This is a genomic window from Paenibacillus sp. N3.4, from assembly GCF_008017805.1.
GTDB lineage: Bacteria > Bacillota > Bacilli > Paenibacillales > NBRC-103111 > Paenibacillus_E.
This window is the reverse complement of sequence record NZ_VRTT01000056.1, coordinates 1-23,144: the sequence shown is the minus strand read 5'-3', so window position 1 is coordinate 23,144 and position 23,144 is coordinate 1. Positions and strand designations below refer to the sequence as shown.

At 43.4% G+C, this 23,144-nt stretch carries 23 protein-coding genes and 2 pseudogenes; 5 read left to right on the top strand and 20 right to left on the bottom strand.

Features of this window, described 5'->3' with window-relative positions; translation table 11 throughout:
- Positions 1-15: 15 nt before the first annotated feature.
- From FU659_RS24075 to FU659_RS24065, 3 genes are all read right to left on the bottom strand, one after another.
- On the bottom strand, positions 16-489 hold the full coding sequence (locus FU659_RS24075) for a hypothetical protein (RefSeq protein WP_147949882.1): 474 nt from the start codon (positions 487-489) through the stop codon (positions 16-18).
- A gap of 15 nt (positions 490-504) precedes the next feature.
- The gene (locus FU659_RS24070) at positions 505-813 is read right to left on the bottom strand and encodes a hypothetical protein (RefSeq protein ID WP_147949881.1); all 309 of its coding nucleotides are present in this window, start codon (positions 811-813) and stop codon (positions 505-507) included.
- Positions 814-1,126: 313 nt separating this feature from the next.
- Positions 1,127-2,350 (bottom strand): aminotransferase-like domain-containing protein, encoded by a 1,224-nt coding sequence (locus FU659_RS24065; RefSeq protein WP_147949880.1) that lies wholly within the window; start codon positions 2,348-2,350, stop codon positions 1,127-1,129.
- Between the two features lie 205 nt (positions 2,351-2,555).
- Here FU659_RS24065 and FU659_RS24060 point away from each other — a divergent pair.
- Positions 2,556-2,854, top strand: a pseudogene (locus FU659_RS24060) (hypothetical protein).
- 68 nt (positions 2,855-2,922) lie between these two features.
- Here FU659_RS24060 and FU659_RS24055 read toward each other — a convergent pair.
- The 9 genes from FU659_RS24055 to FU659_RS24015 all read right to left on the bottom strand — a co-directional run bounded on the left by FU659_RS24055 (position 2,923) and on the right by FU659_RS24015 (position 14,182).
- Positions 2,923-3,735 (bottom strand): dienelactone hydrolase family protein, encoded by an 813-nt coding sequence (locus FU659_RS24055; protein ID WP_147949879.1) that lies wholly within the window; start codon positions 3,733-3,735, stop codon positions 2,923-2,925.
- Positions 3,736-3,850: 115 nt separating this feature from the next.
- Complete coding sequence (locus FU659_RS24050) at positions 3,851-4,075, bottom strand: hypothetical protein (protein ID WP_147949878.1); 225 nt, start codon at positions 4,073-4,075, stop codon at positions 3,851-3,853.
- A gap of 1 nt (position 4,076) precedes the next feature.
- Positions 4,077-5,144, bottom strand: a complete 1,068-nt coding sequence (locus tag FU659_RS24045; RefSeq protein ID WP_147949877.1) for a YheC/YheD family endospore coat-associated protein — start codon at positions 5,142-5,144, stop codon at positions 4,077-4,079.
- A 113-nt stretch (positions 5,145-5,257) separates the two neighbouring features.
- Complete coding sequence (locus FU659_RS24040) at positions 5,258-5,833, bottom strand: manganese efflux pump (protein WP_147949876.1); 576 nt, start codon at positions 5,831-5,833, stop codon at positions 5,258-5,260.
- Between the two features lie 238 nt (positions 5,834-6,071).
- A complete protein-coding gene (locus FU659_RS36475) occupies positions 6,072-8,621 on the bottom strand; it encodes a cohesin domain-containing protein (RefSeq protein WP_222708619.1) in 2,550 nt (849 codons plus the stop codon).
- A gap of 113 nt (positions 8,622-8,734) precedes the next feature.
- Positions 8,735-11,008: a glycoside hydrolase family 95 protein gene (locus FU659_RS24030; RefSeq protein ID WP_222708618.1), complete on the bottom strand. Its 2,274-nt coding sequence runs from the start codon at positions 11,006-11,008 to the stop codon at positions 8,735-8,737.
- Positions 11,009-11,573: 565 nt separating this feature from the next.
- Entirely contained in the window at positions 11,574-12,245 is a 672-nt protein-coding gene (gene rpiA, locus FU659_RS24025; protein WP_147949875.1) for a ribose-5-phosphate isomerase RpiA, read from the bottom strand.
- A 21-nt stretch (positions 12,246-12,266) separates the two neighbouring features.
- On the bottom strand, positions 12,267-12,593 hold the full coding sequence (locus FU659_RS24020) for an FG-GAP repeat domain-containing protein (protein ID WP_147949874.1): 327 nt from the start codon (positions 12,591-12,593) through the stop codon (positions 12,267-12,269).
- Entirely contained in the window at positions 12,563-14,182 is a 1,620-nt protein-coding gene (locus FU659_RS24015) for a DUF2334 domain-containing protein (RefSeq protein ID WP_147949873.1), read from the bottom strand. The genes FU659_RS24020 and FU659_RS24015 overlap by 31 nt, the downstream gene beginning before the upstream one ends.
- A gap of 232 nt (positions 14,183-14,414) precedes the next feature.
- Between FU659_RS24015 and FU659_RS24010 the strand changes: the two genes are divergently transcribed.
- Positions 14,415-14,798 carry a hypothetical protein gene (locus FU659_RS24010; protein ID WP_147949872.1) on the top strand — a complete coding sequence of 128 codons (384 nt, stop codon included), beginning with the start codon at positions 14,415-14,417 and terminating at the stop codon, positions 14,796-14,798.
- Positions 14,799-14,913: 115 nt separating this feature from the next.
- On the top strand, positions 14,914-15,723 hold the full coding sequence (locus FU659_RS24005) for a YitT family protein (RefSeq protein ID WP_397356424.1): 810 nt from the start codon (positions 14,914-14,916) through the stop codon (positions 15,721-15,723).
- Positions 15,724-15,875: 152 nt separating this feature from the next.
- Here the strand turns inward: FU659_RS24005 and FU659_RS24000 are convergent, their stop codons facing one another.
- Both FU659_RS24000 and FU659_RS23995 read right to left on the bottom strand, forming a co-directional pair.
- Entirely contained in the window at positions 15,876-16,910 is a 1,035-nt protein-coding gene (locus FU659_RS24000; protein WP_147949870.1) for a Gfo/Idh/MocA family protein, read from the bottom strand.
- A gap of 77 nt (positions 16,911-16,987) precedes the next feature.
- Positions 16,988-17,251 carry an HPr family phosphocarrier protein gene (locus tag FU659_RS23995; RefSeq protein WP_147949869.1) on the bottom strand — a complete coding sequence of 88 codons (264 nt, stop codon included), beginning with the start codon at positions 17,249-17,251 and terminating at the stop codon, positions 16,988-16,990.
- 259 nt (positions 17,252-17,510) lie between these two features.
- On the opposite strand from FU659_RS23995, the gene FU659_RS23990 reads away from it, so the two are divergent.
- Positions 17,511-18,410, top strand: a complete 900-nt coding sequence (locus FU659_RS23990) for a cation diffusion facilitator family transporter (protein WP_147949868.1) — start codon at positions 17,511-17,513, stop codon at positions 18,408-18,410.
- Between the two features lie 81 nt (positions 18,411-18,491).
- On the opposite strand, the gene FU659_RS23985 is transcribed toward FU659_RS23990, so the two are convergent.
- Positions 18,492-19,130: an NAD(P)-dependent oxidoreductase gene (locus FU659_RS23985; protein WP_147949867.1), complete on the bottom strand. Its 639-nt coding sequence runs from the start codon at positions 19,128-19,130 to the stop codon at positions 18,492-18,494.
- 155 nt (positions 19,131-19,285) lie between these two features.
- Between FU659_RS23985 and FU659_RS23980 the strand changes: the two genes are divergently transcribed.
- Positions 19,286-19,507 (top strand): hypothetical protein, encoded by a 222-nt coding sequence (locus FU659_RS23980; RefSeq protein ID WP_261808012.1) that lies wholly within the window; start codon positions 19,286-19,288, stop codon positions 19,505-19,507.
- Between the two features lie 58 nt (positions 19,508-19,565).
- Here the strand turns inward: FU659_RS23980 and msrB are convergent, their stop codons facing one another.
- The 5 genes and pseudogenes from msrB to FU659_RS36470 form a co-directional block, all read right to left on the bottom strand.
- Positions 19,566-20,546: a peptide-methionine (R)-S-oxide reductase MsrB gene (msrB, locus tag FU659_RS23975; protein WP_147949866.1), complete on the bottom strand. Its 981-nt coding sequence runs from the start codon at positions 20,544-20,546 to the stop codon at positions 19,566-19,568.
- Between the two features lie 104 nt (positions 20,547-20,650).
- Positions 20,651-21,583, bottom strand: a complete 933-nt coding sequence (locus FU659_RS23970; protein WP_147949865.1) for a manganese-dependent inorganic pyrophosphatase — start codon at positions 21,581-21,583, stop codon at positions 20,651-20,653.
- A 162-nt stretch (positions 21,584-21,745) separates the two neighbouring features.
- On the bottom strand, positions 21,746-22,576 hold the full coding sequence (locus tag FU659_RS23965; protein WP_261808011.1) for a polysaccharide deacetylase family protein: 831 nt from the start codon (positions 22,574-22,576) through the stop codon (positions 21,746-21,748).
- Positions 22,577-22,759: 183 nt separating this feature from the next.
- Positions 22,760-22,888 (bottom strand): annotated as a pseudogene (locus FU659_RS23960) (SMR family transporter); the annotation flags it as partial.
- A gap of 21 nt (positions 22,889-22,909) precedes the next feature.
- Positions 22,910-23,144 (bottom strand): hypothetical protein (locus FU659_RS36470; RefSeq protein WP_222708617.1); only part of this gene is annotated, 235 nt, incomplete at its 5' end.

Here is a 23,144-nt window from a genome sequence, read left to right as displayed (position 1 = left end):
CACATGTTGAGTTCGTTATTTATTTCTTTCAAATCCTTCTTCGGCCATATATTCTTCTACTTCTTCATAGGTCTCGAATGCACAGTCCAAATTACTTCCTGCATAGATATACCATAAATCATCAACAAACGTGACGGAAAGCTTCTGATCATCTTCACCATACCAATATTCTTCTTGATCGGTTTGAGGCTTCGCAGCTTTCTTCGACTCTTTCACGGTTAAAGAACGAATCGATTTCTCCACAATATCATGAAGCTCATCCGCCGAAAATTCACGGATGTTAACGAATCCTTTATCATCTGTCGCATAACCTTTTAAGTAATCCGCATATACGAAGCCATTTCCGTTCGGATGCAAGTGATACACAACAATCTTCTTGTCATAAGCACTATCTTCATAATGGAAATTAACACGGCCTAAAGATACATCTTTGCGCTGCAGTTCCGAAAAAGACGCAACAACGGCTAATTTTTCTTCTAAACTAAGCATATAGCCTCCGCACTCTTACTCGATAACTTGAATTTTAAATACGTTTTCTAATTTTCCGTCCGTTCTTTTTTTCAAAGGTACTTTGATGTCTCTTCCAAGTTCTTTGAAAAAGGTTTCTACATCACATTGCACATTGGAAAGGATCACTTTGAAAGAGCCATCTTGAACAATATTCTGATTAGCCTCTAAAGGAACCTTAATATCAACGGCGTACTTCTTCGTTAACGTGTTGATGTACCGGCTGAAAATTTCAATCAATTCCTCATTATTAAAATTTTCAATAACCACTTTACCCTTGTTCGTAAAATTCAAATTAACTCTCACCTTTAAATATCCCCTTTTCCATAAAACCGATTATTTTCTTGTAAGTAGTGAACTGGCTGATCGTATGGTTCTTTTCAAAGAAAAGGCTCCAATTCTCTAAGTAGGCATTGCTACGTACATAATAATGCTTCTCTTCTATTTTACTTGTTTTCATGTGTATGAAGCAATACAAAACATAAATTCGATTGCGAAAATAAAAAGAAGCAGGTCATTTCCTGCCTCTTCTTGTCGTATTTTATTTAATTATAACATACTTTTATATTTCTAGCCCTATTTTTAATCCCACAGCTATTATATCGTTCTTTTATACTTATCATAACTGCCAATGTTTATACGTATGGTGTTCTTTCACATAGTCATGAAAAGCGTCTGCGAACGTTTTAACCCCTCTTTCAATTGCTTCTTCATTCACATAACTGAAGCAAAGGCGAGCATTATTCAGCCCCACCGGCTTGACTTCAAAACTCCTCCCATCCACGAAACTAACTCCTCGCTCTTCTGCAAATCGCAAAAACTGACTAGCGTTGATATGCTCCTCAAACTTAAGCCAAATGAAGAAGCCACCTTCCGGTAAATGATAAGTAACTAAACCTCCTAAGTGTCTTTCGATGGCTTTGGCCATCACATCCCGTTGATTGCGGTAGTGTGTAATCAATTTGTCCAAATGATCTTCAAAGGTGATATTATCGAGCAATTGTGCTAATATTTCCTGCGTCAAAACGCCGATGCTGCCCCCGAGGAGCAGCAATCTGAAATTGTTTATCGCCGCTTTATCCGCTATGATCCAACCAAGTCGGACTCCAGGAGCAATAATTTTGGAAAAAGTGCCAAAATAAATAACACGTTCCGGGGCTAAGGTATATAGCGGTTGATGAACTTCCCCACTGAAATTAAGCTCCATGTACGCATCGTCTTCGAGAATCCAGAACTGATATTCGCGTGCCAACGCAACTAGCTTTTTTCTACGTTCCAACGATAAAGTGGCACCGGTCGGATTATGAAAGGTTGGCATCGTGTAAAATAGCTTCGGCAGCGGTTGATTCGTTTCACGAGCAAGCTTCAATGCCTCCTCAAGTAAATCTACCCGCAAGCCATGCTCATCCACAGAAAAGGAAGTTATCGTCGCTTCCGCGACACGAAATGCTTGCAAAGCGCCAAAGAATGATGGAGATTCCACCCAAACATGATCACCGGGATCCACAATGGCATTCGCTGCTACCGATATACCTTGTGTAGCCCCGTAGGTGACAAGAATATTCTCCTTTTCAGCAGCAATGCCATGGTGTTTAGAGCGGTTAATGATCCAATCCACAATTTTGCGAGGACCATCGCCTCCCGAATATTGTAGAGCTGCTTTACCGCGGAGCGTTACTGCTTGTGAAGCTGCTTTATCGAGCTCTTCTATCGGAAATAAATCAGGAGCCGCAAACCCAAAAGATAAATGAACGTGATCCAGCCTCGTAACGGTAGTGCTGCCAATTGAAGGGGTCGATGGAATCCTTTTTGCGAAAGAAAGAGCATTTAAAGCATTGGGCATAAGAAAAACCTACCTTTTTTATAAAATAGAAGTTATTTATTCATCTGAACTTTGATTAATTTCCGTTTATCCTCATAGGAATTATAAGTATTATAAAGGGTATGATTTCTGTTGTCTAATTGAAGTTTTCTATTCAAAATAGAGAAACCACCCTTGTGTTATACTGAGAGGGATCATAAATACATGTAAACAGGATGGAATTCATATGGCATTCGGCATTCGTAGAGAAGAACTGCTAGCTTGGAAACAAACTGTAAGTCGCGGTGAGATCGCCTTTTTGACCCATTATTGGATCGACGATCGGTTTAAGGATATTCGGACTGTCACCAAAGTCGGCTGCAACGATCTAGATCGCTTATCTGCTTGGTGCAGCAAGTATGGATTGAATCCGCGATATATTCATCATAGTCCGTCTTACCCTCACTTCGACCTCATGGGACCTAGGCAAAAGGAAATTTGCAGTTGGAAGGAAAAACTGATCAAATAGAACGGTTTAACTTATAAATAAAACGAAAAAAAGGCTTGTCTACCCCAAAATGCCGGGATAGACAGCCTTTAATTAACCATATGACTTACAAAACTTTATTAAGAAACCCAAGTGATCGTGCGAAAGCATCTCTTGCAGAAGAGACATGATACGTTGGACGAGAATCATTAAAGAAGGCATGCGGGGCACTTGGGTAAATATGATATTCAAATGATTTATTTGCTGCTTCCGCTTGTTCAGCAAAGCCAGGAATTTGTTCCGTAATGCGCGGATCAAGCTCTCCATAGAAACCAAGCAGTGGCGCTTGGATGCTTGCCAGCGCTTCTGAAGAAGGTGGATTGCCATAAAATACAATAGCACCCCGCAGTTCAGGATCCTGAGAAGCAAGCACGGCTGATAGGGCTCCTCCTAAACAAAAGCCGACGGATGCGACACCTTGTCCACGCGTTGGCGCAAATTCATGTCTTAAAAATTGAGAAGTAAGCCTGATTTGGTCGATAAATTCACCTAGCTTACTTTGTAGACCAAACACTTTTTCTAACGTTTCGGTCAACTGTATTTGTTCGGACTCCGGATAAGTAGCGAGGGCAGCAGCCCTTTCCTCAGCCTGTCGCCAAGAACTGCTCGGGATCGTATTGAGAAAGGCTTGCGCCGCCGCTACACGGTCCTCTTCGAGGCCCCGTTCTTTCGATTGGTTACGAGCAAACAAATCTGGTGCAAAAGCCATATATCCCGCTTGCGCGAAGCGTCGAGCTACGTCTTGAATATGGCTATCTACGCCCCAAATCTCCTGGATGACGATAACCGCCGGCAGCGCATCTTTCGTCCCAATCGGCCATGCTGCATATCCTGAATACTTGCCACCTTCATAGGCAACCCATTCGGTTCCAACACTCATTCTAATCCCTCCACGAATATGTACGATTGTATGAACGTCATTTTTTTGAAAAATGAGATGCGGACTATCCATTCGATCATATTCACACTATACCCATATGTCAATATGGACTATCTTATGTGTTCTCTATTTCGGTTGTTTCTTTTTCAATCTTCGGTTTCCGCTTCTTTTTCAAACGTGTTTCTCTCCGACTGATCGAGACGATTTCAAATTCCCCTATGTCAGCAATTCGCTCACGAACCTGCCCAGGAAAATCCGGATGATCGAAAGTTAGGCTGTCTGTGAGTTCATTATACCATGGTAATAAGTTTAGCTTAAAAACAAACACTTGGACTTTCATCTTAAACTCCACCTTTCTTACCTTGGGTCATCCTATATTTGGCGTATTGGAACGGCGTTTTATAGGTTTGATAAAAAATATCATGTAAGTTCAACTTTTTAAATTCATATCGTTGATCCCTACCATTCATCTCTATAAACTTGATTTGTCCTTCTTGATCAATACCCAGATCCAGACCGATATCAGCAAGATGCGGAAGTCGTTTGCTCAATGCTTGCGCAATCGTTAATGAGATATGCTCAACGGCTTGCTTCATTCTGAGAGGATCAAAACCACTCGAACGAAATAACGCCTCGCAATGCTTGGCTTCGCCGCCTTTTGCCAAATTGGTCACATGTCTGCCCGATGCGGCTACTTTGCCTGCCATTCCAGTAACTTGCCATTTGCCTTCATCACCAAGTTGAACCGAAATACGCAAGTCATATGGATTTCCACGATAGGTGGCTAATGGGATGGCCTCTTGTATCATATAAGATTGTTGGTCGATTTTATGTCCAATCCAGTCGATTACTTGCTTTTCCGTCATCAGTTTTGGTTGAAGGTTACTCCAGAATAAGCGCCAGTACCCATTATTGGATTTAGTTATTTGAATAACGCCTTTACCAACGCTGCTGTTCGTGGGCTTGATGTAGATAGAGGAGTAATTTTTGAGGGCATCTATAAGCTGTTTGCGTGTATACTTTGCCGATTCAGGCAGATATTCGCTTGTCGTAGGATCTGATTTCAGCATACGATGAACGAGAAGTTTGTCATAGCGATTCTGCTCATTAAATACATAGCTCAAACGTGCTAAATGCTTAAGTTTCCTTTGTAAATACGTAGTAAGTGTCATAGCGCGATTATGTGTCACTTCAGGAATTGGCAAACGTACCAACTGGTATGCTTTATTTTGATAGCAATATCCTAATGCTGAATTCCCTTTGATGTTCGCAAGGCACATATAAAAAGGTTTCAACCCCAGCGATTGGGCTGCTTTATTGTACAATGCAATTCGTTCATACCCTGTTCGGTGCTTGGGAATGCCTAGGAAGGTTTCTCGATCCAGCAGAACGCCAACTACATAGTCCATACTTACACCTTCACTTTCTAAAAAGACCCTTTACAAGGTATGCGTGAACCTCCTTTTCGGTCCCTAAATGAGCATAAAAAGAGCCGCGATCACGCAGCTTGTCTGCGTATATGCTAAAGGAAAATCTCATAACAACCTATCAACACAAGCAGAGTTCCCCCGATTGCATTCGCATACTTCCCCAACCATGTCCGAGCTATGCGAGTTCCTACTCTTATTCCTACAGCTACTGTAATCAGCGAAAATAACCCAATCGCTAATACGGTTGCCCAGGCTGACATGCCACTTATACCTGCGCCAAATCCGCTGGCAATGCAATTTAGTGCAAGTGCTGTACCAAGCATGAAAGATTCGCGGACCGAAATGATATTATTACCATCAACGTCAGCTTTACTAGGATTTCTAAGGAGCTCCGGCCTTTTTGTTTTCAAATGATCGGATAACATTCCCCACAAGCCGATCCCTACAATGAGCATACCGCCAAGTGTATTTACGAATTGAACAGGAATAAATTGCGCCGTAAACTGTCCGCATGCAATCGATACATAGGAACACAACATCGAGAGAATGGCAATCATTAGATTGGAAATGAAGGGTATCCGTATGGATCTGGAGCCATATGAAACCCCAATCCCCAAATTATCCAAATTCGATGCTAAACCAATACCCAGAATTGAAAACCAATGCATATCGAAGCCTCCTCGAATTTCGCCTTCACACTCATCCCTTTTTAGCCAGCGATAGTAATCAGAACTATCGTGATTAAGATATGAAGGCGATTCAAATAGGTTCCTGCCTATTGACAGTCTTTTACCTTGATATTCGTCAAAAAATTCCGTTTCAGCATGTTCATGTCTGTACCTTATATGTATCGTAATTAAAGACAACCGCACGAGCGGTTGTCTTTAATTACAGTCTATTTAACGATTATTGTAGTGATTCGAGAATAACTCTTGCTACAATTGCCAGGTCCTCAATGTCGATCTTTCCGTCGTGATTCAGATCCGCAAATTTGTACAGATCCCAATCCGGATCCGCGCTTGACGTGCCATAATACCTTGCCACAATCGCCAAGTCGCCGATCGTGACTTTACTATCTCCGTTCAGATCTCCCGGAACCCTGGTAATGATAGAAGCGGTGAATGCCGATATCGCGGCATTCAAATCAGTTACGGCCGTATTAACTTCCTCCTTCGAAGCCGCCGTATTATTGGCTACCGCTTTCGCTCTTTCGATTGCCGATTGCAACACACCCTTGGACCCAGCAGGATATTGACCGTCGCCGCTGCCTTCTACCGCTGAATCGTGAATGCTTTGAGCGTTGCTTATGGCGTTGTTCAATACCGTTTTATCAACTGAAATCACATATGTGATTGACACGTTGTGAGAAACGCCTTGGAGTTGAGTTTCCACACCATTGTCGTCCGAAACAACCGCACTGGATAAGGAAATTGCCGTTTGTGCCGATTCGGTGAGCGCTTTGGCTTTCCATGTCAACTTTAGTAAATTTCCATCGGTATTTACCGCTTGACTTGCTCCAAGACTCGCCGCGAGAATGCGAATATGACCCGGCATTTCTTTTTGTTTCACAATTTGGAATCCAACTTTCAAAGATTCAGCAGCAACAAATTCCACTTTCGCTGGATCATAAGTAAATGTCAGATCCTGTGCATAGATGCTACCTTTTACGTTGGACAATCCATAAGTCACGTAGAACGAACCGCCGGCATTGACATGTTCGGCTCCGCTCAATACCGCTTTGAGCGGTTGCTGTTCTTGTTCCTTTTTAGCGGGTATCGTCACCGAAAGGGCTGCTGTACTTGCTTTGGAATGGTCTGAAAGTCTAGTTACTTCCAATACGACATTTACGATGGTTTCAGCGTCCGGCGGATGAATGGTTCCGTCAAATCCGATGATATCCGTACGATCCGAGCTCTTGATCGCAACCGTAAAACCGTCAGGCACATCCGGTAAGGTTAAGACCGTCTCACCTTGAGCAGGCGCGTCAATTTCCGTGATTCCGGCTGCTACATAGGAAGCCGTTTCTTGATCCGGCTTTAATCCTCTAACTGCCGACAGCAAATTGGCTGCAGCATTATCGATTTGAGCTTGTGTTGAGGCAGCATTATCGTTCACGCTACTAGCATCCGACAATACTGTTTTCAGCGCATCCCAAGTCGATGAGATATAATCTTCTTCGTGCAGCCCTTGAGCTTCTGCAATTCTATTGCCAAGCTCTGTCCTGTCGATATTGACGTAAAGTTCAAGCAAGGCTACGTTTCCATGTGACCCGTCTATGCCTAAGAAACGATAATATCGATATGGTGTCTTGTTATCCAGCGCAATAAAGTTCCACCCGGCAGGCGGGGAGGCTGTGAACGTATACAGATCGACATATCCGCTCGTCGCAGAATTCGAGCCTTGGATTTTCCCACCTGTCATCCTGGCTTCGAAACTGGTTCTTGGATAAAATCTGATAAAGTTTACAGCCTTGGCGTTGCCTGCACCAAAATCCCAACCGACATAAGGGACAGTTGTACTATGGTCAAAGAAAGTAGTTGTTTTACCGTCAAATACATTCGTAGGCGGATAGGAGCCTCCACTTGTCGAACCAAATGCGCTGCCGTTCCCTGTTACTGCTAAATTAGACAATGAGGACATTTTTGTGAAAGTAACCACAATTTCCGCCGTCTCATTGGATTTGGTTGTTGCCGATACTTTATAGGTGCCTTCTTTAGTTGCGTACATAAGGCCTCTTGCATTGATTACGGCATCGGTTGTAGATGTGCCGTCCTGGTTGGAGACTGACCAAGTTACGGAATTGTTCGATGGATGATCAGCCGTCAATTGTAAAATTCTGTTTCCATAAATTGTGGTGTAGCCGTTAGGCGTGGTGATCGTAAACAACAGACTTGTTCCCGGAACAACTACCGATATAGCAGCAGTAACCGCTGTTGTTCCGTCGGAAGCTCTTGTTACTTCCAATACGAGTTTCACAGTCGTGTTAAAATTTGGCGGAACGATAGTTCCGTCAGTTTGGATAATGCTCGTATTATCCGAGCTCTTAATTCGTATTGTGAATCCCTCCGGAACGGAAGGTAATGTAATGGACTTTTCATTTAGCGCAAGCGGTTTAATGCTAGTAATACCCTTCGCGACATTATCCGGTTTATTGGGCTGCAGCATAAGGGTTGTTATTCCGTCGCTTTCGCGTCCGTTGGCCGCTACGGCTGTGACCCGGAACGTACATTGATCCACCTTCTTAAGATCGGCTGACTGATAAGTAAAGGATGTACCTTGCACGTTCGAAGCAATCAGCTCATAATCCGGCGCACTTTCAACTGCGCGGTATACATTGTAGGATAAAGCATCTTTGCTGGCAGTCCAGTTGAGCGTAAGTGCATCGGCTGAATTATTCTGAATCTTCAGTGTAGTAGCAGGCGCTATTTTTGTTCTGGTCGGAATGCTGGTGATCATATAAGTTTCGCCCTTTGTGGTTTCAAAACTGATCTGATCTCTATTTTCTACGGTGAAACTTACATTCCGTCCGCCGGAGGTTCTGACGACGGCGTTTTTAATGTCGGCGTATCTTACTTTGGCGTTGCCGCCTGATTTCGAAAGGATCTTAAATTGATCAGCCTGGCCTCCGGACAGCTGGCCGAAACTTCAAAATTGCCCCTTGCAAGCAAGCCTCGATAACTGCCATTTGCCCATTTATCGGGCAAGGCAGGCAACGGTGCAATAACATATTCATTGCTCTGCAACAGCATTTCGCTAACGCCCGCTGTGGCGCCAAAGTTTCCATCCACCTGGAACAATTTAGTCGTGTAAGAATCTCTGTGATTATTAAACAGATTATGCATCGAGTGTCGCTTAATTAAATAATTGTAATAGAAATACGCTTTTTCTGCATCCAACGTTCTTGCCCAAGCGGCTATTCGTTGTGCTTCGGCCCATCCTGTGCCGCCTGGACCACGCTCGGTCAGCGATACTTTCGCGGCGTCAAGCCAGGCGGGAGTTGAGGTATTAATTAATTGGCCCGGAAACAAACCAAGCAATTGAGAGATATGACGGTGGTTATATTCGCCTAAGTCGCCATAGTACTCTTCTTCACGGTACTCCTTGATCTGTCCCGATTTGCCGACAATGATGGGATCAAGAAGAGGAAGCTGAGATTTCAGTTTATCAAGAGTGCTGTTGGAATAACCCAGTATCTCTGCGGCTTTTAGCGTATTTCGATGGTTTTCATAGATAGTCTGCTGATCAAAGGTAGTTCCAATGGTCTGCAAGCTATTCGCGTTTTCCGGAGAAGAGGACGGATTCGCCAACAGCTTGCCGTTATAATCTTGTACGAATCTTGATAGGAAGTTGGCCTGGCCGTACATCGCTGGGTAAACGACATCTTTGAGAAGTTTTTCATCCCGGGTGAAGTCATAGTAATCCCAGAAGAGCATTGTGGTCCACGCGCCTGTGCCAAACCCGGAATGGGACGACTTTCCAGCGCCATTATACGGCCATGTGGAGTTGCCCATAGCCCATCCGTTATCTCCGCCTGGGTCGAGCTGAGACTTATTGTACTGATTGATATATTGGGTTGCATATTGCTGTTGTTTTGGAAGGTATGTGTTGTAGTAATCTATATAAGACTCAAACAGTTCAGGCATGTTGGAGGAAAACGCCAGCCAGTAGTTCATCTGGAGATTGACGTTATGCCAATAGCCGGATCTCCATGGCGGATCTTGATACACATTCCAAATTCCCTGGAGATTGGGAGGCAGTGTATTATCTCTCGAAGAACATATCAATAGATAACGACCGAATTGGAATATTAACTCTTCCAGATATGGATTATTATCACCGTTGCGATAAGCATCCACCAGCTTATCGGTTGTCATGGAAGGCTCCACCGCTCCTAGATCAAAATTAACCCTGTCATAAAGCCCATGATAATCCGCTTGGTGCGCAGCCAGAAGCTCATCATAGGATTTTGCCGAAGCGTCAGCAAGATACTTTGTAACTTTGGCATGGGGATGGGCGAAACCCTTGAGTTTATCCAATCTGTTGCTGGCGGAAACGACCTGACTGTTAAACTCATAGTTGGTTCCCACGGCAATCAGGATGACTGCGCTGTTCGCGCCCGATACCGTGATCGTTCCATTGTTGTTTTGTTGGTCATTTTGTGCCTGCATGGTTCCGCCATCAGGAATAACCTTAAACTGACCTTCAAATTGGAGATTGTAATATTCCATGACGCCAGAAAGCGTAATGGTGTCACCCTTGGCTTGTACAGTGCCGCTTTTTCCGCGGTTGTCCCCGGGTTGTTCGCGATAAGCAGTAAGGTAAGGAATGGTAGGACGAAGGGTAAATGACAGTTTTCCCCCTTGGGATGCGCTTAAGCGGACGGCCATGACTTTGTCGGGATTGCTGGTGAAGAACTCTCGCTTGTATGTAACGCCATCGTAGTCATACTGAACATGGGCAAGCCCCTCATTTAACACCAAATCCCTTGTATAATTGGTGGCCCCATTATGATTGAAATCGATGTAAGCTTCTGCAAAATTATTGAGCCCTCCAATCGTGCTGTTTGAATCTTGCGTGCTGTTTTCAGTGATTTGGATTCGCTCTTTGCCGGTTCCTCCAAATAAATTTACACCCATATAGCCATTGCCCATTGGAATAGAATTATCGATCCAGCCAGCATCACTATCGGGCGCAGGTTTGTCATACCATAATTTTAAATTCTTAGATGCTTTCGTTGTCGAGGAATTAATGACCTCATTAGCAGAAGCCGGCATTCCAACAGCAAACACTGTAAAGATCATGGAAATTGCTAAAATAACAGCCAAGAACCTGCTTTTTTTCATTTTCGTTCCTCCCTTTTAATAATTTTTGTACACAGCCGTGACTATACCTCTAACTCGGGATGTCATCACATGACCTGAAAAGAAATTGTGGATGGACTGATAAACTGAGGCGTAAAGACAGCAGACCGCAACGCACAAATGCTGTATGAACGATACTTAGCCTTGCTTGTAGCAATCGTTGACGCCAACATCCGCATTGTATTAGAAGAATTGACAGGACAAAACGGCAGACTCATTAATTGATACAAAATGTATCATTCCGCGCAAATTTTTTTGATATGTCCCCGTGCACCAACTCGACTCAGCTTAGTTTCTTATGAAAAACCTCCTTGTTTTAAGGTTGAAAAACAACAAGTTAAACGCTTTCTTTTCGTAGGAAAGTAATATAAGTATACATACTCTCTATTTAAATTAACATTTAAAATCTTATTATAATTTGTTTAATATTTTACTTTAATTACCTCTCGGCAATAAGCGGGGATGAATACGAGGAAACCGGAAAAATGGTCAAATCTTGGTTCTGGACTTACGCCGCTTGCGTTTTTGAGCATGAACATGTTGTGGATTATAAACTTTTTAAAACTTTAGTGGTACCGTCTTGATACCCGACTATGACGGTATTCGTTAATTTCGTAAATAATCCGTTTTCCACTACACCCGGAATCATATTGATTTGCTGTGTAAGATGTTCCGGATCATCGATCTGCCCAAATTGACAATCCACGATAAAATTCCCATTGTCTGTAACGAAGAGTTCCCCCTCACGTTTACGCATGCTTACTTCACACCCAAACTCACGCAAATGCCGTAAAGTAAGATGATTAGCGAACTGAACGATCTCCACAGGTAACGGAAAAGCTCCGAGACGTTCAACTAATTTGGATTCGTCTACAATGATGACGAGTTCCTTACTATTGGAGGCTAGTATCTTTTCTCTGAGCAAAGCACCGCCCCCGCCTTTCGTAAGGTTCAATTCACGGTCTACTTCGTCAGCCCCATCAATCGTAAGATCAATTTGATCGATACTATCAAAGGAAACCAAATGTATACCCAGCTCAGCAGCCAATTCCTCCGAGCTTTTGGAACTGGCTACGGCTCGAATACTTAATCCATCTTTTACGCGCTGAGCAATTCGCTGAATCGCCCAAAACGCCGTCGATCCCGTACCTAACCCTATAATCATGCCGTCCTTGATTCCTTCAACGGCTAAATCTGCTGCTATTTTTTTGGGATTCATAGGTTTACGCTCTCCAAGTTCTTAAGGATTATTACTCTGATAGGATAATGCAAAATCGATATTCCCTTCCTCTGGTTGGTACATAGCGAGGTCAGATTTGCCATTTCCATCGAAATCAGCCACCATTAAGCGGCCATTGCTTCTACCCCACGGTCCAAAAACAGAAAGTAATTTATATTCATTATCAGACGTTTGCTGATAAACGCGGTACATCAAGTTCTTCGAATCCCATCGCAAAATATCTTCCTTGCCGTCACCATTAAAATCGCCGAATTTCAAACCACCGAGCTCATCCGGTATATTTAGCGTAACCTTATTTAATTTCCACTGCAAGTTTGCCTTATCCAATTCAAATTGACACCTTGCGAAGTATCATTTTTGAACAAAAACAAGCTCTGACCTTGATTATTATGCAAATCTCTGACGATCAAATCACGCGATGAAGTGGACCTGAACGTATAAGGCTTGATGGGTGAAACGGTACCATTATGCAAATAAAGTCCCTGCAGCTGACTTTGATCCTGAGATTGACCTGCAAGCACGCAGTCCCCATTAGGTTGACGCAATTCATATAAATCATACCAGCGGCTGTTCGGAATTTTCCAGCTCTGTTTTTTTACAAAATCGCTTCCATTCGACGTATAGCTTTCAAGCTTTCCATTCGGCCTGACGATCCATAATCCTTGTTTATTCGAATCATCCATACTATTAAGTGTAAAAGCAGATCCTTCTGCATAAGGAATGGATGCCCAAACTTTAGGAACAGGCTGGACTTCATTACGCAGTTCCCTGTACTGGCCTTGAATGACCGACATTGTGGCATTCTTTTTGTCCCACTTCACAATGTCACTTTGCCCTCTTCCTGTCACATTACCTATTTGGACAAGAACAGATTTCGACGTTCCTACGGTGATTCTCTCAGCAGGAGTAAAGGGGACATAATCATGGATCGAGTAAAATGGCATGTTCTTCACACGCATCTGAGCAATCAACTTTTGCAGGATGCTTTTATTCTCAGCCGGGTACGTATATTCAGGTATGCCATCTCGTATCAAGGCATTGCCCATTTCATCCACAACAGGACTTAAATAATTAAATTCCAGAAACGGGTGATAAAAGAATGAATGAATCCGTTCTATTTTGCCTATTTGATTCAGAATAAATTTCTCATCCTTGCCGTTCGGTATATAAGATAGCGTTGTTGGGACAAAAACGTTGCCAAGCGATGAATGTCCATAGCCCTTGTTCACTATATTCTCATATTGTGCTGTTGTCGGATTTGGATTGAGTGCGGTATTGGGTTGATAAAGGAGTCCAAAATAAGAGCGAAATACGTTGTCCTGCTCCGGATTTGTATGATAATGCGGAGCCTCCCAAAAATGCGGGGTTAAACCAGCTATCCGGAATTTCTTATAGCCTTCTTCCAAACGATTTTGTGCAAAAGTCGTTGTCGTGGTTTCCGGTCGGTCAGCAATATTGAATTCATTGCCAATACCGGAGGCTTGCTGTCCATCTTCGCGACGTTCGTCTCCCACCTGATGGGTGTAGCCATGCATCCCTACAGTACCGCTCATCTGTGCCGCATTTTGCAAAACTTTATTAAAGGCCTGGATATAAGGTTCATCTATTTGGTCGATAGAACGATCGTATAGCGTACCATCTGTCATGACATTCTTCCATCTGGGAATAACGGCCAGACTAAATTGAACATGCTGCTGATGCAAATACTCTAATGTTGCTCTTAATTTACCTATGCCCTCCAGTGTACTGTAGTAACCCCCAGGTCCGATATCCTCTAACCGCATCATAATGAAGCGTGGATTATTGTCGGCTCCTTCAACGGTGATCATACGAGTTAAGCTAATAAATAAGCATAATGAAACCATCCCTGCTATGACATAACGAAACCAAATTTGTTTATATAGTGAGATCCTCATGACAGAAAACTCCTCCCAAAGATGCTGGACCGAAATGATCGGATACAAGATGATGAAATGAACTTTATTGAAGAACAATTCAATGCGCGTTTGACAATTTCCTTCATTTCAGGATCTTCACTACGCAATATTCATTTAAGGTTAACAATTGCCTTAAACAGGCGCAGGTTTGACTCGTTTGGCTTGAAATGCTACAATTCAAACAAATTTGGTTTGAATTCTATGGGGAGGGATGACTCTGCAGCATTTTGCTCAAAAATATAAGTGGACAATACTGGTATGGGTCATTCTTGGTTTGTTCATATTTCCTCTAACTCCACCAATTTCATATCATAATTCTTATGATAACGAAGTACTGGTCGTGTCCAATACAACACAAGTATTAACTGTTCAAGAAACTCCGCCTACTCGAGAAATTTTGCAAAATTGCCATAATATGATTCATTGGCATGATGATTTTCATAAAGAATACTTTATAACGGTGTTCGTGGTCTTTATTACTTTTATTCAATCACGCGTCTGTCAGCGTCTGAAAGAAATCCTGTTAGCTTTCCTTAAATTCACCTCGGATTACACAGGCCTCATTCATAGCTTTCTTAAACAAGTAGCCAAATGAATGAATTGAGGAAAAGAGGAACCTTTCAATGCCAAACGAAGCTGCAAGAGCTGAACAAGTCCAGTTACAACATCGGAAACTAACACGCCTTAAATTTATACGTAGAATCTTATTTATGATTATTGGTTCTGCATTATTTTCTGTCGGTCTTGAGATATTCTTAGTCCCTAACAATATTATTGATGGCGGAGTCGTCGGGATTTCCATCATTGCTTCCCATTTAACACACATTCCGCTCGGTATTTTCCTTGTTGTGTTAAATCTTCCTTTCTTATTGCTCGGGTATAAACAGATCGGTAAAACTTTCGCTCTATCTACTTTATTTTCTGTCATCCTAATGTCAATCGGCAGTTCTTTACTTCATCCCGTACAAGCGATTACCATCGATCCGCTGTTAGCCGCTGTATTTGGCGGAATCATTCTTGGCATCGGTGTAGGATTGGTTATACGCTCTGGGGGCTCGCTTGACGGCACAGAAATTGTTGCCATTTTATTCAGTAAAAAGTCACCCTTTTCTGTAGGTGAAATCGTCATGTTTTTCAACTTTTTCATCCTAGGCAGCGCTGGCTTTGTCTTTGGTTGGGATCATGCTATGTATTCTCTTATTGCTTATTACATTGCTTTCAAAATGATCGATATCACGATTGAAGGTTTGGATCAATCCAAATCCGTTTGGATCATTAGTGATGAGTATGAAAAGATCGGCGAAGCGATTACTTTTCGCTTAGGGCGCGGAGTTACGTATCTCAAGGGAGAGGGCGCATTCACGGGCGATGACAAAAAGGTTATTTTCAGTGTCATTACAAGACTGGAAGAAGCCAAGTTGAAGTCCATCGTAGACGAGCTGGATTCCAAAGCCTTTCTCGCCATCGGCAATATTCATGATGTAAAAGGCGGAAGATTTAAAAAGAAAGATATTCATTAGACCCATCAACGAACGAATATATCAAATCTCGATCTAACAGGCAGGCTGCTGCCAAGGACAAAAAGTGATTAAACAGGGAAATCTGTTTAATCACTTTTTTTGATTTGAGATTTAGACCTACGAACGAATTCTCCGACAGGACTGCCAACTGCTCAGTTCCAGTACTGCCGTAAGTCTATTTTCTGAGCAAGCTTCGCGCTTTCTAAAGCCCCAAGTACCATGGCCATACTCTTAATGTTGTCGCGGCAATCGGTCTCCGCGTAGCGTCCTTGTTCCAGCGCATCGAACATCTCGTCCAGACAGCCGGCATGACCGCTGCGTCCAGGCCAATTCACATCGGCATCCACTCGTGTAAAGTCGCGAAGAAACTTGCCGGATTGATCTCCGGGCGAAACAACTTCAGCGTACGGCGTGCCTGAACTATCCCATATAGCGGTGCCCTGCTCGCCTGTCACACGCCAAGCCGCCTCCCATGAGGTTGATGCCCCTTCGGCGCACCAAGAGCCGCGATAGCAGAACACAGAGCCGTCAGACATCTCATAGATGCATATCGCCGAGGCGTTTCCTGCGTACCACGATCCAGGCGGGTTAAATTCCTGGCAATACACCGATATCGGATCTGCTCCAGTAAGAAAACGCGCCTGATCAAAGGTATGGATCGCCATATCAAGAATCAACGGGCTTTCCATCGCATCACGAAAGCCCCCGAAATGCGGTCCTAGGAAGAAATCCGCACCGACGTAACCTACCCGACCTATCGTGCCCCCTTGGATAAGGTCCTTCATTGCGCGGATATTCGCATCATAACGGCGGTTTTGCATGACAGACAACGATGTATTCGTCTGCTCCGCGAGCTGGACAATCTTTATCGCTTCGTCCATCGTAGCAGCCATCGGCTTCTCCCCGAAGACGTTACATCCGTTCCGAAGTGCTGTTGTACAAACCTCAAAATGACTGGACGGAATTGTAATGTCCAGTACGAGATTGGCATCACTTTCTTGAATCGCCAATTCCACATTCGTGTAGATACCGCAGTTAAGTGAATGGCGATCTGCCATCGCCTGAGCGAATTCCAACTTTATATCCACACAAGCCACGATAACGGCATCCTCTCGGTTTATTATGTATTCAACCCACACATTTGCCATGCCTCCACACCCAACAATGACAACTCGGTATTTACTCAACTTAAACTCACTCCTCGTTTTTTTGACTCATGATGATGTAAGAGCGTTCGGAAATTTCCCGTTCTTTACACTTCCCACTAACGATAGGGCTCGAACAAATCAAATACAAAATGAATCGCTTCTTCCTCATCCTTTCCTCTCGTTAATAAACGTAGAGTTGTTCCCGATTTAATGGGAATTAACAGCATACCTAACAAACTTTTTACATCTACTTTATGGTTAGCATCGTCAAGTTCAAAATCAATCGTAATATCAGAAAGGAAATGTGATGATTTGGCAGAAATGGCGACTAAATCACTCCGTTGTATATCCGTGCGTATATCAAATTCGTGTACTCGCATCGTTACACCTTCCTTTTGTTCAAAATGCCTTCATTTGCTGGCACTGTATACGGTTAAGGTTTTCGCTCCCATGTATGGTCGTTTGTTTATTATTGCTATGTGTGGTATTATACAAAGATATTTGTGTAAAGTGAAGTGTTGAACATGTCCTATTATTATTTACTAGATTATTCTCATAGAAAAATCAACCCAAATCCCTTGACCATTGGTCAAGGGATTTTTTTCCTTGGGGAAACACTTCTGAAGGAGGTCATCATTCATGAACAACGACAACAAATCCTCATTCTGGGCCATATGGATTTCACTTATCAGTAACATCATACTCACTATTATGAAAATTATTATTGGACTTCTCTTTCACAGTGAAGTTTTATTAGCGGATGGCGTCCATAATGCCGGAGACATTATCGCAACAGTGGCTGCACTAAGTGCAATGCAAATTTCGAAGCTTCCTGCTGATGAAGATCACCCTTATGGTCATGGTAAAGCTGAAGTGCTTGGCTCCGGCTTTGTCGCTTTCATTCTTGGGTTAGCAGCACTTTATATCGCTTATCATTCTGTTACTGCGTTTTTTAAAGATCCCATGGTTCCCAGCGTTATTGCCCTGACTGCGGCCATCGTATCACTCGTCTGGAAATATGCACTTTACGTTTACACCTTGCGAATTGGTCAGAGGTCAAACAGCAAGAGTCTGATCGCTACAGCCAAAGATCACCTTGCCGATGTCTATGCCTCTATGGCAGCTGTTGTTGGGATTGGACTCGCTTTTGTAGGTAAATATGGTGAAATTTATTGGTTATCTTACGGAGATGCTGCGGCAGGTATCATTGTCTCTTATTTGGTCTTAAAGCTCGCAATCGAAATGGGCAAAGAATCCTTCGATATCCTGATGGAAAAAACCGTTGATCAACAAAAGCTTCGACAGTACTCGTCACTCATCCAAGCCATTCCACAAGTGAAACGAATTGATCGTATTCGGGCACGCGAGCATGGCCATTACATTCTCGTAGATGCCAGAGTTTCGATACCTGGAGAACTTACAGTTCAACAAGGACATGATATTTCACGAGAAATTAAACAATCCATCATGGATCAACATAAGGATGTAGATGAGGTTCTAATCCATTTGAACCCTTGGTACAAAGAATCGCAAGGATAAACGACTTCTCCGTCCATCAGAGACGATCTATAACAAAAGGACACCCTACGTTACCTCTGTAGGATGTCCTTTTGTTCGTTTTTAAGCCTCTGCAACGACAGTAAAGCGTTGATTTACATGCTGTGGTTTCTCGATTTCATCAACCAACGCTATGGCATAATCCGCATAGCTGATATAACTTTGTCCTTCGGAGTTGGTGATGACGTGATCTTTTCCTGCTTGATAAGCTCCTGTACGTCGCCCTTCAGGGTTAAAAAAAGCTGCTGGGCTGAGGAATGTCCAGCTGATGCCTTCAGCTGCAAGAAGATCTTGCAAGTTCTCACCTTGACTCCGAGCAAGAGGTTCGTATGCTGCCGGGAACTCAGTGGTATCTACCAAACGAATTGTTTTTTCAGGATCCACGAACAGACTTCCTGCTCCGCCAACGACCAGCAAGCGAGTATGAGGTGCTCCTTTGAGGGCTTCAATTAACACTTTTCCCGCTTCTATATGCTGCTTCTCTTGACCTGGTACAGATCCAAAAGCGTTAACGACAACATCAAACGGTGCCAGATCAGTCGTTGTTAAAGCAAGAATATCCTTTTCCACGACGTGTACTTTTTCATTTGTTATTTTGCTCGCATTTCTAACAATCGCAGTAACGTTATGTCCGCGATCTAAGGATTCCTTCATAATCAAGTTTCCGGCTTTCCCGCTTGCGCCAATAATAGCTATATTCATTTGTAAAACCTCCATTTGCATTTTTGATGTAATCAACTTGATTACAATCATTAGTGATGTAATCATTATAGTTACAACGAGTCATGAATGTCAACTCTTCATTTATCGCAACATAACGACTATAATAAATAAGTTAACAGGAAGAGGTGATAAAATTGTCTTCAAGTGTATATTATGTGATCTTTTCGATCATTCTTATCCTTGCCGTCATATTCACAATAATCATCGGTCAATCCAAACAAAATAAAGATGGTAATCCCGATTATGACAATAAAACCAGAGGCAACTGGTCAAGGCTAACGTTATTTTATGTTGTTGCCATAGGATTTGGCGTTCTTGCGTTGATTCTTTATATTGTGAACAAACCTGCCTTGTAATAGGAAAAAGACGTTAATCAGGATCTCCGTCCTAATTAACGTCTTTTTAGTTTACTTATTATTCTGTGAAAAAGCGAAGGTAAGAGCCATAGCCTTCCTTCTCCATGTCGGCCAGAGGAATAAACCGCAAAGCAGCCGAATTGATGCAGTAACGAAGTCCATTGGGCCCTGGACCGTCATTAAACACATGACCAAGGTGAGAGTCTGCCTCATGACTTCGAACCTCTGTACGCACCATCAAATGGCTTAAATCGGTCTTTTCTTTAACAGATCCTTCAAACAACGGCTTAGTAAAGCTCGGCCATCCACAATGAGAATCAAATTTGTCATAAGAGGTGAACAAGGGCTCGCCAGAAACGATGTCTACATAAAGACCTTTGTCGCGAGTGTCCCAGTATTCATTCTCAAACGGGCGTTCGGTCCCATTATTTTGCGTTACCTCAAACTGAATTGGAGTGAGTTTTTGTCTGCGTTCTTCTTTGTCTTTGGCCGTGTTCCAATGCTTTTGAATATACGAATCACGACCTGATCCTTTGCGATACGCCTTATAACGCAACGGATTTTTGTGATGATAATCCTGGTGGTAATCTTCCCCGGCATAAAAAGCTTCCGCATCAATAGGTACGATTTCTGTGACGATGGGAAGTGAGAACCGTCCACTATTTTGCAACGCCTGTTTAGAGGCCTCTGCTTTAAGCGTCTGCTCTTCACTATGCGTAAAAATGGCTGTCCGGTACGAACTGCCGCGATCATGGAATTGACCTCCGGCATCCGTAGGGTCAATTTGACGCCAAAATGTATCAAGTAACTTATCATAAGGATAAAGTTCAGGATCAAAGGTAATTTGTACAGCCTCGGCATGACCAGTCGTCTCCGAGCATACTTCTTGGTACGTTGGATTGCTTGTGTGCCCGCCGATATATCCGGATATGACGGAGATAATGCCCGGCAGCTCCTCGAAAGGCGTCACCATACACCAAAAACATCCTCCAGCAAAAGTAGCCTTTTCAACGTTTTTTTGTTCTGATTTTTCTACCATCTCAACCTTCACCTCTTTCTTTGTTCTTCCTCTATCATAACAAAAGATTGGCAAAAACCAAAAAACCGTTCAGTTTCATGAACGGTTCTTGATCTATACGCGGCTTACAGACTATTAAAGATATCTGTGAGAACAGGCACGATTTGGGATTTACGTGAAACAACGCCTTTAAGCAAAGCTTTGTTGTCCACCAATGTAACGTTGTAAGCTTTCTCAACAGCATCTGCTTTGCGGCCAAGCGCTAAACCTACAGAATCGTTGTTTAGAATATCTGTTACAACAAACAAAAATAGATCCAAGTTTTTCTCAGCGATGATCGCTTGAAGAGCGGACTCGATTTCAGCTTGCTGAGACAGCACATCATTGACGTCAACCGCATTTACTTGAGCGATTTCAGCTTTGTAGCTGCCAAGTTGGAATTCTTTTGCATCCAAACTGATCAATTGAGCGACAGTTTTGTCGCTAAGATCTGCTCCTGCTTTCAACATATCAAGACCATAAGTCTCAGCATTCACACCAGCAATTGCTGCCAATTCGTGAGCAGCTGCGACATCTTGCTCTGTGCAAGTAGGAGATTTGAACAATAAAGAATCTGAAATGATGGCGGAAAGCATCAAGCCGGCAATATCTTTATCGATCGATACGCCATTTTCTTTGTACAGCTTATTTAAGATTGTCGCTGTGCAGCCAACTGGCTCAGCGCGATAATATAAAGGGTGGCTTGTTTCAAAATTGGCAATACGGTGGTGGTCAATGACTTCCACAACACGCACTTGATCGATATCGCTTGCACTTTGTTGGCGCTCCACGTGGTCAACCAAAATCACGTTAGCTGCTTCATTGGCAACCGTTTGAACTTCACGAGGCGCAGCTACTTTGAATGTATCCAAAGCGAATTGTGTTTCCCCGTTCACACTGCCCAGACGGACAGCTTCAACGTCTTGGCCCAATTTTGTTTTCAGTGCAGCATAAGCGATTGCAGATGTGATTGAATCAGTGTCCGGATTTTTATGTCCGAAAATAAGTGTTTTTCCCATTGTACGGCTCCTTAAACGAAATAGTGTAGTGAGAGTATGTAGTCTCTACTTACGATTATACTAAAAAATCGCGGTAAATCCACTACTAAACCAAAAGCATTAGTATGAATTAACCGTTTGCGCAGAAAAACCGTAGAATAAGACCGAATGCGAATAAAAAAGTCAGCGCTTAGCAAGCCTGCGAATCCACGTTTTGAAGTCTTCCTCCGCGTGAACAACAAGCCGCTTCAGCTCCAATGGCGACTGATCGGATGACGCCCATCCCTCTTGCGTTGTGAAGCCGTAGCGAAATCCGGCATCTTTCAAAATTTTCTTCGTAGCCTCATTGTACTCGCCATATGGATATGCAAATACATCTGCACGATGACCCAGCTGCTGCTCTATAAGGTGGCGCGACTCCTTAATTTCTTCGCGCTGCTTGTCTATGCTAAGCTGCGGCAGATGAGGATGCGTCATGCCATGCGGCATAATATCCCAACCTGCGGCTGCCAGCTCTTGCACTTGCTTCCAGCTTACGTATCCCGGCTGGCCAACTGCCCCCGTCGACAAAAACAACGTCGCCGGAAAGCCGTGACGCTTGAGGATTGGCAGCGCCACCTCCGCATTGTTTGCATAACCGTCATCGAACGTGAGGAGCACGGGCTTCAGAGGTGGCGCTTGCTTGTGTTCGAGGATACTCATAAATTGTTCCAGCGTCAAGGGGGTATAATGCTGCGCGGCCAAATCGTCCATTTGGCGTAAGAATACATCGGGGGGCAGCACATACGTGTTCCCCGGTTCCACCCCAATGCTATGATAACTAAGCACGGGAATGGCAATCTCGTGCTTCGGCTTAGCCGCGATGAAACTGACTGAGGATGCGGTTGCGTTAAGGTTCATTGGTGCGCAGCCGACAATCCCTGCGCATAAAAGGGCGATTGCCATTACGAGCTTCCTTCTTATTCCCATTCGAGCCTCCGGTGGATGCAAATATTTACCTCTCAGCCTCTCCATCGGCTGTTACAAATATGCAAGGACAAACGACTTCATCGCCCTTAAGGGACGAGGAGTTTATCAAAGTAGATGTGAAGCGAACGCATAGATACTTTCTTTTGCACTTAGATTGTGCGACTATGAGGCGCACAAAAAAACCGCCCATTCATGAGCGGCTGCATGCATAAATAACCCTATTCATTTTTAAGAGATTAATTTCAATCCAACGGCTGCGCTTAACACCATCATGATAAACAAAATCCGCTTCCAATCTTTTGATTCTCCATAGAAAAGCATCCCCGCGACGGCACCGCCTACTGTTCCAATTCCCGTGCACGGAAAACGTGCTTACAGCTAAAGAAAAAGAGAGAATGAGCGGAATGATGAGCTGTAAAGCTGATTTTCCACATTACGGAAGGCGAGAGATCCGTCGGCGACGCTGTAAGCACGGAAAACGTGCTTATAGCTAAGGAAAATGAGAGAATGGGCGGAATGATGAGCTGTAAAGCTGATTTTCCGCGTTACTGAAGGCAAGAGATCTGTTGGCGACGCTGTAAGCACGGAAAACGTGCTTACAGCTAAAGAAAAT